We start from the raw sequence: 12,890 nt of genomic DNA, 5'->3' as shown, positions 1-12,890 counted from the left end.
CTCGCAACCACCACGGAGGCGGACATGCAGGCAGTTGTCATCGATGAATTCGGCGAACCGAAGGACGTGCTCACCACACAGCAAGCGCCGACCCCCGAACCAGGGGAGGGTGAGGTGCGGATCGCGATGTCGCTGTCGCCGATCCACAACCACGATCTGGCGATCATCCGCGGCGTGTACGGCTACCGGCCGCCGCTGCCCGCGATCCCGGGGACCGAGGCCGCCGGTGTCGTCGACGCGATCGGCCCCGGTGTCGACACACTCCAGGTCGGACAGCGGGTAGCGATCGCAGGCGTGCGTGGGGCCTGGGCGGATTCCTTCGTCGCCCGCGCCGCACAGGCGGTGCCGATGCCGGATTCCGTGCCCGACGAGACCGCCTGCCAACTGCTGGCCATGCCGCTGAGCGCGCTGATGCTGCTCGACGACCTGCAGGTGACGTCCGGTCAGTGGATCGTGGTGAACGCCGCCAACGGCGCGGTCGGTCGACTGCTCAATCTGTTCGCGAAGGAGCGCGGCGTGCAGGTGCTGAGCCTGGTCCGCGGCCAGTCCTCGGTGCAGTCGCTCGAACAGCTCGGCTACGGTCCCGTGCTCGATACCGAGTCGGTGGGCTGGCTCGCCGCGGGCGCCGACATCACCGGTGGTGAACCGATCGTGCGGGCCGTCGACCAGGTCAGTGGCCCCGCCGCGGGTGACCTGATGGCGCTGCTCGCCCCGCGTGGTGAGCTGATCTCCTTCGGTGCGCTGTCGGGCAAGCCGCTGATCATCGACACCGGCGCCGTGATCTTCAAACAGGCTGTGGTGAAAGGGTTCTGGGGCCAGCAGCGCAGCTCCGACATCGACCGCGCCGATTACGCCCGGTTGATCACCGAACTCGTCACCCTCGCCGCCGACGGCACCCTGCGCCTCGATGTCCAGGCCGATTTCGCGCTCGATCAGGCCGCCCAGGCCGCCGTGGTCTCCGAAACCCCCGGTCGCAACGGCAAAGTGGTCCTGCACGCCGGAACTCGTTGAGCTCTCGGCCGGGCGATGCGACGAGGCCGCTCTCGCTCGCCCCGCCCGGCCGGACTCTTTCCAGACCCCCAACAGCAGGCGAAATCTCCGCGATCGGCTGTTCCCGCGCGGCGTCAGCGGGCAGGATTCGCCGCATGAGGAGCAGCGACGGTCCACCGCTGCCGAGCAGAGGACTGAGCCGATGACCGCACAGGCACCCAATCCCGACTTCGCACAGCTGGTTCCCAGCGTGGTGTTGTCCATGCCCGCCGCCGCCCACCTGGGTTTCCACTTCAGCAAGGTCGAGCTCGGCGATGTCGAGATCGTGCAACCGCACCGCCGCGAACTCACCCAGCACGACGGCTTCTTCCAGGGCGGAGTTCTCGGCTCGCTCGCCGATTTCGCCGCCGGTTCGGCCGCGGGCACGCTGTTGCCTGTCGGCTGGGTGAACATGACCATCGACTACACCGTGAAGATCCTCGCGCCCGCCAAAGGCCCGACCGTGGTCGCTCGCGGGCGGGTGATCAAGCCCGGCGCACTGCTCACGATCGCCGCCGCCGACGTGTTCTCGGTGGAGGAATCCGGCGAAATCCTGTGTGCCACAGCACTGGTGACGATGCGCAACGTGCGTCTCGCCGCGGCCTGAGCACCGGAAGCGAGTGATCTCATGCCGATCATCCACGTCGCCGGTGTTCCGATCGCCGTCACCGACACCGGCGTTCCCGCGGGTCGACCCGATGCCGCCACCGTGGTCTTCGGCCACGGATTGTTGTTCGGCGGCTGGATGTTTCGCGCCCAACTCGAGGCACTGCAACGCGACTATCGGTGCGTCACCCTCGACTGGCGCGGTCAGGGCGATACCCCACCCACCGCCGACGGCTACGACATGGACACGCTCACCGCCGACGCGGCGGGTGTGATCCGCGCTCTCGACGCCGGACCCGTGCACTGGGTCGGCCTGTCCATGGGCGGCTTCGTCGGCCAGCGACTCGCCGCCAGGCACGGTGACCTGCTGCGGTCGCTGACCCTCCTCGATACCAGCGCGCAAGCCGAGGACCCCACCAAGATCGGCGAATACCACCGTCTCGCGTGGGCACTGCGCTGGTTCGGCATCCGCCCTATCGCGGGCAAGGTGGCCCCTCACATGTTCGGCCCCGCCTTCCGGGCTTCCGACACCGGCAAGGAGGTCGTCCGCGAGTGGTCGCGTCGCCTGGCCGAGATCGACCGCGTCGGTCTGCGCCACGCCGTCCACGGTGTCACCGAACGCCGCGCCGTCGACGACGAACTTCCAGCGATCACCGTCCCCACCCAGATCATCGTCGGCGCCGATGACGCGGCCACCCCGGTTCCACATGCCCACCACATCGCTTCGCTCATCCCCCACGCCCAGCTCCACACGATCCCCGCGTGTGGGCATTCGAGTTCCCTCGAACAACCACAGGCCGTCACCGACCTGCTCCACAGCTTTCTGACATCGATGGAGTCGAGCACGTCGACGACGGAGCCGCACACCACCTGACACCCGGTCCGCGCCACGAATTCGCGCTTGCCACAGGGTGTTCCGTGCTGTCGTTGTCCGCTGTCGGTGCGCATCCCGCCCGGCGCGAGTACCGTCGATTCGATGGCCGACCTCACCGCTTCCGCCCCTGTCGAGTCCATCGGCGCCGATTTCTTCGACGATCCGCACGCGCAATACCGCCGGTGGCGCGCCGAGGGTCCCGTCCATCGGGTTCGCTTCCCCGACGACGTCGTCCGCTGGGTGGTCGTCGGCTATGCCGAAGCCAAGATCGCGCTCGCCGACCCGCGATTCCGCAAGGATGTCGTCCGGATCGACGCGATCCTGCACAGCAAGCGCGACACCACGGCGACGGACCCGAACATCGTGGCGCTGCTGAGCCATATGCTCGGCACCGACCCACCCGCGCACACCCGCCTGCGCAAGCTCGTGAACAAGGCTTTCACCAGCCGCCAGGTCGCGTTGCTGCGCCCACGCATCGAACAGATCACCGAGTCGCTGCTGGACGCGATGAGCGAGCGCGACGAGGTCGATCTGATGAGCGAGTTCGCCAATCCCCTTCCGGTGACGGTGATCTGCGAGCTGCTGGGCGTCCCGTTCGAGGATCGCGAGGACTTCCAGGCCTGGACGAAGGCTTTGGTCACCGTGGTCGGTGAGGGCGAGGAGGACGAGCGGCCGGCCGCGTCGGCCGCGATGGTCGGCTATCTCGCGAAACTGGTGCGCACCAAACAATCCGAGCCCGCCGAGGATCTACTGTCCCAGCTGGTGCTCGCCGATGACGAGGGCGATCGGCTCACCGATCATGAACTGGTGTCGATGGCGTTCCTGCTGCTGGTCGCCGGCCACGAGACCACCGTGAACCTCATCGGCAACGGGGTGCTCGCCCTGCTCCGCAACCCCGAACAGTGGCATGCCTTGCGCGCCGACCCGGCCGGCGTGCCCGCCGCTGTCGAGGAGTTCCTGCGCTTCGACGGCCCCGTCGACATGTCCACCGCCCGCTTCACCGCGGAACCGGTCACCCTGGGCGAGGTCGAGATCCCCGAAGGCGAAATCGTCTACGTCGCCCTCTCGGCAGCCAACCGCGACCCCGCCCGCTTCCCCACCCCCGACACCCTCGCCACCGACACCCCCACCGCGGGCCACCTCGCCTTCGGCCACGGCATCCACTTCTGCGTCGGCGCCCCCTTGGCCCGCGTAGAAGCCGAAATAGCCTTCACCGCCCTCCTCCACCGCTTCCCCCACCTGACCCTGTCCCCCACCGCCGACCTCCACTGGCAGACCAGCACCCTCATCCGTGGCCTCCTCGAGCTACCGGTCCGCCTGCGCTGAAGCGGTCCGCACTGCTGGACACCAATCGCAGCCGGCACCGACGGCGCCGTTCGCGTCTCGGTAGTGCCTAGACGACTGGACCGATCGACGTTCACTATCGCACCGGCGCGCGCGCCGTAGCGGGCTCGACACTGGGCGCATGGCACGACTGCAGATCGAAGCGGTGTCGAAGAAGTTCGATGCCGAGTACGCGGTGCGCGAGGTGAGTCTCGACATCGCCGATGGTGAATTCATGGTGTTGCTCGGCCCGAGTGGCTGCGGCAAATCCACGCTGTTGCGGATGATCGCGGGGCTGGAGGAGCCGAGCGCGGGGCGGATTCTGGTGGGTGGCACCGATGTGACGGACGCGGCGCCGCAGCGGCGGGATCTGGCGATGGTGTTCCAGAGCTATGCGCTGTATCCGCATCTTTCGGTGGCCAAGAACATCGGGTTTCCGTTGCGGGCCAGACGCAGGCCGCGGGCGGAGATCGCGCAGCGGGTGGCCGAGGTGTCGACGACGCTGGAGATCTCGGCGCTGCTCGAGCGGCGCCCGGTCGCGCTGTCGGGCGGGCAGCGGCAGCGAGTCGCGTTGGCGCGCGCCATGGTTCGCGATCCGGGTGCGTTCCTGATGGACGAACCGCTGTCGAACCTCGACGCGAAACTGCGCAGCGCCACCCGCGCCGAACTGATCGCGCTGCACCAGCGCCTCGGTGCGACATTCCTCTACGTCACCCACGACCAGGTCGAGGCGATGACGATGGCGACGCGCATCGCACTGCTCAACCAGGGCCGCATCGAACAGTGCGGTACCCCCGAGGAGCTCTACGACCGCCCGCGTTCGACCTTCGTCGCCGGCTTCCTCGGCTCGCCCCCGATGAACCTGTTCCCCGCCGTCGTCACCTCGAGCGACGGCCACATGAAGGTGATGGCCGACGGCATCGACGCCGGGCTGGACATCGCCGAGGATTCCGGCGGCGCCACCGCCGTCGTCGCCGGAATCCGTCCGGAACGCCTGCGGATCGACGACACCTCGACCGATGTCCGCGGCCGGGTACGGATGGTGGAGAACCTCGGCAGCGAAGAACTCGTGCACCTCGACTCCGGTCTGTGCGTGCGCGCGGCACGTCCGGCCGGTGTCCGGGTGGGCGAGGACATCGCCTGCCGCGTCGACCCCGCCGACATCCACCTGTTCGACCCCGACACCGGCCTTCGGCTCACTTGGCAAGCACCCCAGCCCCATTCGGACGCCGCCATCGACGCGGCCGCTGTTCCCGTCCCCTGATTTCGGCACCACCCCGATGAGGAGTTCCATCATGAAACGCACACTGCCCGCGCTGGGCGTGGCGCTCACCACCGCCCTCGTTCTCACCGGCTGCGGCCTCGGCACCACCGGGTCCACCGACACCACGTCCACCGCGCAGATCCCCGAATTGGGTGCCGACCAGCAGGTTTCGATCGTGTTCGAGTCCTACAGCTACGGCGTGGCAGGCGCCTGGACCGACACGTTCAACGCCCTGATCGCCGACTTCAGCGCCAAGCACCCCAATATCAAGGTCACCGCGCAGAAGCCGCAGGGCAACAGCCCCAACCCGGCGACCGACACCGTCTCCAGCATCCAGAACCAGATGGTGGCAGGCACCCCGCCCGATGTCGCCCAGCTCGGCTTCTCCGACCTGGACTTCACCATCAACCAGCTCAAGGCCAAGCCCCTCGACCAACTGGTCGGCGCGCCGGCGGTGAAGCAGAACTTCGACGGTGCCCGCCACGCCTACGCACCGCGCGCCCGCACGCTCGACGACTGGGACGGTCACACCTACGGCGTTCCGTTCGTCTTCTCCACGCCCGTGCTGTACCTGAACGCCTCGCTGTTCACCGAGGCCGGTCTCGATCCCGCCAAGCCCCCGACCACCTGGGACGAGGTCACCACCGCCGCGAAGGCGATCGCCGACCGCACCGGCAAGGGTGGGGTCTACATCGACTGCCTGACCAAGACCGCCAAGGACTGGTGCTTCCAGTCGCTGGTGCGCTCGAACGGTGGTCGCGTGATCTCCGAAGACCGCAACTCCCTCACCTTCGCCGACGCGCCCGCCGTCGAGGTCACCAAGATGGCACAGAACCTGGTGAACACCGGCAGCATGCCCAAGCTCAACCAGAAGCAGGGCTACGAGGCGTTCGGTCGCGGCGAGATCGGCATGATGCTCGAAACCAGCGCGCTGCAGAGCATTTTCGTCACCGGATCCAAGGGTAAGTGGGACCTGCGTTCGGCGCCGATGCCCGGCTTCGGCACCAAGCAGGCCGTTCCCACCAATTCCGGTGCGGGCCTGCACATCCTGTCCAACGATCCGGCCAAGCAGCGGGCCGCGTGGGAACTGATCAAGCACCTCACCAGCGAGGATTCCTACAAGAAGATCGCGCAGAACATCGGCTACCTGCCGCTGCGGACCGGCCTGCTCGAGGAGGCCGGTGGGCTGAAGGAATGGGCCGATCAGAACCCGCTGCTGCGCCCGAACGTGGCGCAGCTGGCCAACATGGAGCCGTGGGTTTCCATGCCCGGCAACAACTATCTGCAGATGCGTGACGGCATGATGGACGCCGTCGAAGCCGTCGTGTTCCAGGGCGCCGACCCGCAGTCGACGCTCACCGCGGCCCGCACCGCGGGCACCGAACTCATGCCGAAGTCATGAGCGAACTCACGATCGTCCAGATCACCGACACCCACCTGCGTCCCGAGGGCGAACTGCTCCACGGCGTCGACACCGCCGCCAACCTGACGGCGGTGCTCGACCGGCTGCGCGAATTCGGGCAGCACATCGACGTGCTGATCTTCTCCGGCGATCTCAGCGACAACGGATCACCCGAGGCCTACCGGCGGCTGCGGGCCGCCGTCGAGCCAGTCGCCGCCGATCTCGGTGCCGAGATCGTCTATGCGATGGGCAATCACGACGAACGCACGGCCTTCGGCATCGAATTGCTCGACCGCGACACCGTGGACCCTGATCTTCCGCACGACCAATGCGTCGAGGTCGCGGGAGTACGGATCATCGTGCTGGACAGCACCACGCCGTTCCAGCACGACGGCAAGCTCGAGCCGGAGCAACTGGCCTGGCTGGCAGGCATTCTGCGCACCCCCGCCCCGCACGGCACCGTGCTGGTGGTGCACCATCCGCCGCTGCGCTCCCCGCTGGCCACCCTCGACTTCCTGCGGCTCAAGGATGCCGAACAGCTGGCCGAGGTCGTCGCGGGCACCGATGTCCGGATGATCCTGTGCGGACACAACCACCTCACCGGCGCGTCGGCGCTGGCCGGGATTCCGGTGTGGATCGGTCCCGCGATGGCCTACCGGGTGGACGCGATGGCACCGGCGGGCAGGCATCGTGGATTCGTCGGATTCGGGTACAGCCGCATCGACGTCATGGAGTCGACGGTGCTGGCCACCGCGATCGACGCCGCCCCGGCGCCCACGGTCTACGACCGGCCGGAATCGGAGATGCTCGAGCAGATCGCCGCGATCGTCGCCGCCAGGGCGGCGGTGAGGTAGATGTTCGTCATCGATGCGCCGGCCCCGCCGACACCGCCGATCGAGGCGAAGCCGGTGCGCCGCCCACTCACCCGACGCCGGGTGGCCCGGTTCGTCGCGCCGTATCTCTACCTGAGTCCGGCGCTGTTCCTGCTGGTCGTGTGGACCTATCAACCGCTGGTGCAGGCCCTGCAACTGTCCACGTACTCGTGGAACCTGCTGCCGACGGCTCCGATGACACCGGTCGGTACCGCGAATTACGAACGGCTACTGGATCTTCCGGCGTTCTGGGGCGCTCTCGGGCGCACCGGGACACTGATCCTGGGCCTGCTGCCGTTCACGGTGGTCCTGCCGGTCGTCATCGCGATGGCGAGCAGGCGGGTCACCGGCCGGGCGCGCACGGTCTACCAGGCACTGGTGTTCGCGCCGTTCCTGGTCGCGCCGGTCGCGGCGGCCGCGGTGTGGCGCTGGTTGCTGCATCCGGGGACGGGTTTCCTCGCCCAGGTCACCGGTTCCGACCGCAACTGGGTGTACGAGACCGCGACCGCGCAGGGCGTGATCATCGCGATCACCGCCTGGCACCTGATCGGCTTCGCGGTCCTCGTGGTGTGGGCGGGGCTGGCCGGCATCAGCGGCGACTACGACGAAGCGGCCAGGGTCGACGGCGCCTCACCCGGTCAGATCCGGCGCTGGATCACGCTGCCGCTGCTCTCGCCCACCGTGCTGTTCCTGGTCCTCACGACCGTATTGCTCAGTCCCACCCTGACTTTCCCGCTCATCGACTCGATGACCCAGGGCGGTCCGGCGCAGGCCACCACCAACATCTACTACCTGCTCTGGGACTACGCCTTCCACAGTTTCGATGCCGGTCTGAGCGCTGCGGCCGGTGTGCTGCTGTTCTTCGGCTTCGGTCTGGTGGCCGCACTGCTGGTCTGGATTTCGGAAAAGGTTGCTGTCCATGACGATTGAACGACTGCGCGGGGTGGGCAGCCATCTGCTGCTCGCCGCGACGGCACTGGTGTGCGTGTTCCCGATCTACTGGCTGTTCGCGACGTCGCTGCGCAGACCAGAAGACGTCACCTCGCTCTCCCCGATCCCGTGGCCGCTGTCGACGGCCAACTACCTCGACGCGGCGCAGAAGGTCGACATCGCCGGTCTGATCGCCAATACGTTCTTCGTCGCGGTGCTCTCGGCGGCAGGCCAGCTCCTCATCGCGCTGCTGGCCTCCTACGCGTTCGCCATCTACACGTTCCCGCTGCAGAACCTGCTGTATCTGGCGTTCGTCGGGGTGTGGCTGGTGCCGTTCCAGGTGACGATGCTGCCCAACTACATCCTGCTCAACCAGCTGGGCCTGATCAACACCCTGATCGGCGTCGTGCTGCCGACACTGTGTTCGGCGCTGGCGGTGCTGCTGCTGCGCCAGCACATGTCGGCGTTCCCGAAGGAACTCATCGCGGCCGCGAAGATCGACGGGCGCTCGTCGTGGTCGATCCTGTGGACCGTGGTGGTTCCGAATCTGCGCCCCGCACTCGCCGCGCTCGGCATCCTGCTGTTCATCAACGCGTGGAACGAGTACTTCTGGCCCGCGGTCGTGCTGCGTCAGTCCAACAGTGTCCTCCAGCTCGGACTGCGCAGTTTCATGGGCAGCGAAGGCGATCAGTGGGGGCCGATGATGGCGCTGGCCGGACTCGCCTGCCTGCCGGTGCTGCTGCTGTACCTGGTGCTGCAACGCCACATCGTCAACGCGTTCGTGCGGTCGGGATTGAAGTGACCGACGATCTCAGCCCGTCAGAACCTGGTCGTCGTCCAGGGCGGGCGCCGTGGACGCGAGGCAATCCAGAAACATCGCCACCGCCGGATTCTGTTCGTCGGCCCGCCACACCACGTGCAGATCAAGGGTCGGCACCGGATCGACCAGTTTCAGTGCCACCGCGTCGGTGCCCGAGGAGCCCATACCCGCCGACACCGCCCGTGGCAGCGAGGCGAACCCGACCAGCGGGCGCACCGACACGATGTGGGCGGTGGCGCCCGGATCATCGGCGATATGGGTGATGTTCAACGAGATCCGGGTCTGCGCGGCCGATCGCAGGATCGTGTCGTACATCGACGGGCACTGATCACGCGCGAACAGCACGCACTCCTGATCGCGCAGTTCGGCGAACGGCACGTGCGAGCGGTGGGCCCAGCGGTGCTGTCGGCCGACCACCGCCACCAGCGGGATCCGGTGCAGCAGACGGCGGTACCGGAAATCGGCGGTGCTCGGGTGGCCGTAGACCATGGCCAGGTCGAGGGATCCGTCGGCCAGGGCAGCCAGCTGCGGCCCGGTTCGCTTCTCCCACAACGACACCGAGATACCGGGGTGGCGGTCGGTCAGCTGGGCCAGCGCGTCGGGCAGCACGTGTTTGCTGGCGGGCAGGTTGTAGCCGATGTTCAGGCTGCCCGCGCGCCCGGCGGCGGTGGCCTTCGCCGCCTTGGCGGCCCGGTCGAGCTGGGCGACGATCTGGCGGGCCTGCAGCTCGAACTCCCGGCCCGCGGGCGTCAGGCGCACCTCGTGCGAGTTGCGCGCGACCAGCTGCACTTCCAGGGATTTCTCCAGCTTCTGCAACTGGGCGCTCAGGCTCGGCTGGGTCAGATGCAGACGTTGCGCCGCGCGCCCGAAATGCAATTCTTCGGCGAGCGCGATGAACGAGACGAGATGACGGAATTCCATGACGGCGGCTCCTGAAGTCGAACACTCCCACGCTAGCGGCAGCGAACAACCCCTTGATGAATCCCGGGCGCCCGGCAATGACCATCCGCATTGCCGGGCGGTGAAGATCAGGAATTCGGACCGTTCACCACGGCGTAGGCGAAGCCGTCCCAGCCTTTCGCGCCGACGGTCTGGATGACGGTCGCATCGAGGCTCGGTTCGGCGGCGAGCAATTCGATCAGGTCGCGGCTGGCCCGCGCGTTCGGGTCCTCGGTCTGCTCGTCGGCCACCGCGCCCGCGCGCACCACGTTGTCGACGATAATCACCGAGCCCGGATGGGTCAGGCGCAGTGCCCACTGGACGTAGTTGGAGTTGTTGACCTTGTCGGCGTCGATGAAGACCAGATCGAACGGCTCGGTCAGATCCTCGGCGACGCCGGGCAAGGTGTCCAGAGCCGCGCCGACCAGGATCTCGACACGATCGCCCACCCCGGCACGGTCCAGGTTTTCGCGCGCGACCTTCGCGTGGCGTGGTTCGAATTCGAGGGTGACGACGAGGCCGCCGTCGCCGACCGCCCGCGCCAGCCACTCGGTGCTGTACCCGCCGAGCGTGCCGATCTCGAGCACCCGGCGCGCTTTCGCGGTGCGGGCCAACAGGTTCAGCAATTTGCCCTGGGGTGGGGAGACATCGATGGCGGGCAGTCCCGCGTCGGCGTTGGCGGTGAGCGCGGGCACGCCTTCGTCACCCACGAGGGTGGTGACGATATAGCTGTCGACATCGGTCCAATCGTTGGTCGTCATATCGGCAGTCTGCCACCGAGCGCGGGCCGACACCGGCTTGCGCGACGAGTCCGGCCGCTACTTCGCGGTCTCGACCTCGGTGACGCCCTGGATGATCTTCACCGCACTCTTGGCCAGCATCTTCGCGTCGATCAATGCCTGCGCCAGTTCCATCAGCATCTGCGAGACCGTCATCGTGGCCAGCGAGATGTCGAACAGCGCCCGAGCGATGAGTGCGGGGGTGGCCGTACCCGCGGAGGCGATCAGCAGCGCGGTCATCTCGGCGAGCATGCCGGCGAGATTACTCAGGATCTCGACCACGATCTCCCGCACCGTCTCGACGATGCTCTTCATCGCCTTGTTGCACTCCGCCAGTACCTCGGCGACGGCGGCTTTCTCGGCGATCTTGCCCGTCAGTTCCGTCGCGGTGGCCCGGTAAGCGTCGGCGGTCTCGCCTGCCCAGGCACCGATTCCGCTGTCGAGCGCGGCGGCCCACTGCTCCGCGGTCGTCGTCAGATGCTTGGCGATCTCAGCCCACGAATCCGAATACGCCTGCACCATCTCCGGGCTGCCGGTGATCGATTCCAGCGACTTACGCACCGGTTCGACGTGCTCGAGCATCCAGCTCATCAGTTGCGCGCCGATGAAGTTGAACGGATCGAACTTCGCCAGCGTGGAGGTGCCCTTGATCGCCTTGCTGAACATCGACACCGTCGACGCCCAATCACCCGCGGTACCGGCCGCTTTGGAGATGGCGCCGACCTTGTCCATGACCGCTCCGTCGCCGGTCATCGCCTGGTAGAGCCCGAGGCCGTTCTCCCAGGTGTCACCCTGGAGCGTGCCTTTCATGAACCCGGCGTTGGGCTCGTCCCCACCCGTCGGTAGGCCCACATTCTGGAAAAGGAAGTTGCCTTCCTGGTAATAGGTGTCCCGGTAGTCGACGCCCTCTGTGAGCAGGTCGTTCTTCGGTGCTTCGCCGTCGTCGAAGGTACTCACCGTGCCCGGCAGGACCGTGTTCTCGTTGAGGAACTTGCCCGCCGCGTTGGGTCCGTCGGCCATGGTCAGACGTTCCTTTCGATCTCGGCGGTCTTGCCCGTCAGCTCGCCCGCCCTGGTGGCATCACACGTTTCGAAAGTGTCGGCGGCGGTGCGTAGTTTGCCGGGCATCTCCGCGGTCAGGGTCTCGAGCTGTGCCAGCGCCTCGGTGATCTCGTCGTGGAGCGAGTTCAGGGTGCTCACCGCGTACGGCTTCACGAGCAGGCCGTAACCGTCGTCGGCATGGGCGAGATAGTTGGCCGCCTCGAGCGCCTTGGCGACCCCGCCGGACACACCGTCCACCGAGCAGGCTTGCGCCCTGATCGCATCCAGATTCACATTCACCAGACTGGTCACGCGGATCCCTCCTCCGGCGAACTCGGTCGAGTCCGCAGCTCTCGATCTAGTTGGACGCGCCCCGACCCCGTTCGGTTCCCTCGGATGTGTGCCGGGTTGTTGCGGTGCTTATTGCAACCAGGATTTGCGCTGGTAGAACAAGTCCTCGTCGGTCGGCTCCTCGGGTGCCACCACCCGGTCACGGTCGGGTTTGCGGGTCGCGGGAGCATCGGGCTCGGACGGCCACGGCGTCGCGGGGGCGGCCGGCGCGGTGGGCGGTGCCGGCGGCGGGACCGGTGCCGACGAGGTCGGATCGAGGTCGGGGAACCGGTCGCTGTACTGGCCGACGATGGCTTCCCCTGCCTCGTCGGTGCCGACCGTGTCGTGGACCAAGCCGGCGACCTGGTCACGCAAGCGCGCCTGGGCACGATGCGTGCAGGCCATGAGCTCGGCCGCCACGGCGGTGGGATCCATGCCGCGCACCGCGGCGGCCAGGGTGATGGCGGTAGTCGATCCGTTGGCGTCGACGGTGACGCTGATCCGGCCGTCAGCCGAGGTATCGGTGACGCTCACCGAGGTCATCTTGGCGTGCAGCTCCTGGTAGCGCTGCGCTTTCTGTTCCAGGTCCTCCGCCCAGCGCGAGAGCTCCGCGGCGGCGTTGTTCAGGTCGTCCATGCTGTGTTTTCCCCTCCCGCCGGATCCCCGGCGCTCTGCGGCGGAA

General features: G+C 67.5%; 14 protein-coding genes. 9 read left to right on the top strand and 5 right to left on the bottom strand.

Going from position 1 to position 12,890, the window contains the following annotated elements; all coding sequences use genetic code 11:
* The first annotated feature begins 24 nt into the window (after positions 1–24).
* The 9 genes from IBJ82_RS05115 (at position 25) to IBJ82_RS05075 (ending at position 9,102) form a co-directional block, all read left to right on the top strand.
* A complete protein-coding gene (locus IBJ82_RS05115; protein WP_194824727.1) occupies positions 25–1,011 on the top strand; it encodes a zinc-binding dehydrogenase in 987 nt (328 codons plus the stop codon).
* A 181-nt stretch (positions 1,012–1,192) separates the two neighbouring features.
* The gene (locus IBJ82_RS05110) at positions 1,193–1,636 is read left to right on the top strand and encodes a PaaI family thioesterase (protein ID WP_194824726.1); all 444 of its coding nucleotides are present in this window, start codon (positions 1,193–1,195) and stop codon (positions 1,634–1,636) included.
* Between the two features lie 21 nt (positions 1,637–1,657).
* Complete coding sequence (locus tag IBJ82_RS05105) at positions 1,658–2,509, top strand: alpha/beta fold hydrolase (RefSeq protein WP_194824725.1); 852 nt, start codon at positions 1,658–1,660, stop codon at positions 2,507–2,509.
* 102 nt (positions 2,510–2,611) lie between these two features.
* On the top strand, positions 2,612–3,835 hold the full coding sequence (locus IBJ82_RS05100) for a cytochrome P450 (protein ID WP_194824724.1): 1,224 nt from the start codon (positions 2,612–2,614) through the stop codon (positions 3,833–3,835).
* A gap of 139 nt (positions 3,836–3,974) precedes the next feature.
* A complete protein-coding gene (locus IBJ82_RS05095; protein ID WP_194824723.1) occupies positions 3,975–5,096 on the top strand; it encodes an ABC transporter ATP-binding protein in 1,122 nt (373 codons plus the stop codon).
* A gap of 31 nt (positions 5,097–5,127) precedes the next feature.
* On the top strand, positions 5,128–6,498 hold the full coding sequence (locus IBJ82_RS05090; protein ID WP_194824722.1) for an ABC transporter substrate-binding protein: 1,371 nt from the start codon (positions 5,128–5,130) through the stop codon (positions 6,496–6,498).
* Positions 6,495–7,352, top strand: a complete 858-nt coding sequence (locus IBJ82_RS05085; protein ID WP_194824721.1) for a metallophosphoesterase — start codon at positions 6,495–6,497, stop codon at positions 7,350–7,352. The genes IBJ82_RS05090 and IBJ82_RS05085 overlap by 4 nt, the downstream gene beginning before the upstream one ends.
* The gene (locus IBJ82_RS05080; RefSeq protein WP_194824720.1) at positions 7,353–8,300 is read left to right on the top strand and encodes a carbohydrate ABC transporter permease; all 948 of its coding nucleotides are present in this window, start codon (positions 7,353–7,355) and stop codon (positions 8,298–8,300) included. It abuts the gene before it with no gap.
* Positions 8,290–9,102 (top strand): carbohydrate ABC transporter permease, encoded by an 813-nt coding sequence (locus tag IBJ82_RS05075; RefSeq protein ID WP_194824719.1) that lies wholly within the window; start codon positions 8,290–8,292, stop codon positions 9,100–9,102. The genes IBJ82_RS05080 and IBJ82_RS05075 overlap by 11 nt, the downstream gene beginning before the upstream one ends.
* A 9-nt stretch (positions 9,103–9,111) precedes the next feature.
* Here the strand turns inward: IBJ82_RS05075 and IBJ82_RS05070 are convergent, their stop codons facing one another.
* From IBJ82_RS05070 to IBJ82_RS05050, 5 genes are all read right to left on the bottom strand, one after another.
* Complete coding sequence (locus tag IBJ82_RS05070) at positions 9,112–10,041, bottom strand: LysR family transcriptional regulator (RefSeq protein ID WP_194824718.1); 930 nt, start codon at positions 10,039–10,041, stop codon at positions 9,112–9,114.
* 107 nt (positions 10,042–10,148) lie between these two features.
* Positions 10,149–10,820, bottom strand: a complete 672-nt coding sequence (locus IBJ82_RS05065; protein WP_194824717.1) for an O-methyltransferase — start codon at positions 10,818–10,820, stop codon at positions 10,149–10,151.
* A gap of 57 nt (positions 10,821–10,877) precedes the next feature.
* Complete coding sequence (locus tag IBJ82_RS05060; protein WP_194824716.1) at positions 10,878–11,858, bottom strand: WXG100 family type VII secretion target; 981 nt, start codon at positions 11,856–11,858, stop codon at positions 10,878–10,880.
* 2 nt (positions 11,859–11,860) lie between these two features.
* Positions 11,861–12,190, bottom strand: a complete 330-nt coding sequence (locus IBJ82_RS05055) for a type VII secretion target (protein WP_194824715.1) — start codon at positions 12,188–12,190, stop codon at positions 11,861–11,863.
* Positions 12,191–12,298: 108 nt separating this feature from the next.
* The gene (locus IBJ82_RS05050) at positions 12,299–12,844 is read right to left on the bottom strand and encodes a YbaB/EbfC family nucleoid-associated protein (RefSeq protein ID WP_194824714.1); all 546 of its coding nucleotides are present in this window, start codon (positions 12,842–12,844) and stop codon (positions 12,299–12,301) included.
* Between the last annotated feature and the right edge of the window lie 46 nt (positions 12,845–12,890).

This window comes from Nocardia sp. XZ_19_231 (genome assembly GCF_015355705.1).
In the GTDB taxonomy this organism is placed as follows: Bacteria; Actinomycetota; Actinomycetes; order Mycobacteriales; family Mycobacteriaceae; genus Nocardia; species Nocardia salmonicida.
The sequence above is the reverse complement of the archived record's forward strand: the minus strand, read 5'-3'. Positions and strand labels throughout refer to the sequence as shown.

Coding starts and splice junctions, on each gene's coding strand:
- IBJ82_RS05115 (WP_194824727.1), top strand. CDS start 25: ATGCAGGCAGTTGTCATCGATGAATTCGGCGAACCGAAGGACGTGCTC.
- IBJ82_RS05110 (WP_194824726.1), top strand. CDS start 1,193: ATGACCGCACAGGCACCCAATCCCGACTTCGCACAGCTGGTTCCCAGC.
- IBJ82_RS05105 (WP_194824725.1), top strand. CDS start 1,658: ATGCCGATCATCCACGTCGCCGGTGTTCCGATCGCCGTCACCGACACC.
- IBJ82_RS05100 (WP_194824724.1), top strand. CDS start 2,612: ATGGCCGACCTCACCGCTTCCGCCCCTGTCGAGTCCATCGGCGCCGAT.
- IBJ82_RS05095 (WP_194824723.1), top strand. CDS start 3,975: ATGGCACGACTGCAGATCGAAGCGGTGTCGAAGAAGTTCGATGCCGAG.
- IBJ82_RS05090 (WP_194824722.1), top strand. CDS start 5,128: ATGAAACGCACACTGCCCGCGCTGGGCGTGGCGCTCACCACCGCCCTC.
- IBJ82_RS05085 (WP_194824721.1), top strand. CDS start 6,495: ATGAGCGAACTCACGATCGTCCAGATCACCGACACCCACCTGCGTCCC.
- IBJ82_RS05080 (WP_194824720.1), top strand. CDS start 7,353: ATGTTCGTCATCGATGCGCCGGCCCCGCCGACACCGCCGATCGAGGCG.
- IBJ82_RS05075 (WP_194824719.1), top strand. CDS start 8,290: ATGACGATTGAACGACTGCGCGGGGTGGGCAGCCATCTGCTGCTCGCC.
- IBJ82_RS05070 (WP_194824718.1), bottom strand. CDS start 10,041: ATGGAATTCCGTCATCTCGTCTCGTTCATCGCGCTCGCCGAAGAATTG.
- IBJ82_RS05065 (WP_194824717.1), bottom strand. CDS start 10,820: ATGACGACCAACGATTGGACCGATGTCGACAGCTATATCGTCACCACC.
- IBJ82_RS05060 (WP_194824716.1), bottom strand. CDS start 11,858: ATGGCCGACGGACCCAACGCGGCGGGCAAGTTCCTCAACGAGAACACG.
- IBJ82_RS05050 (WP_194824714.1), bottom strand. CDS start 12,844: ATGGACGACCTGAACAACGCCGCCGCGGAGCTCTCGCGCTGGGCGGAG.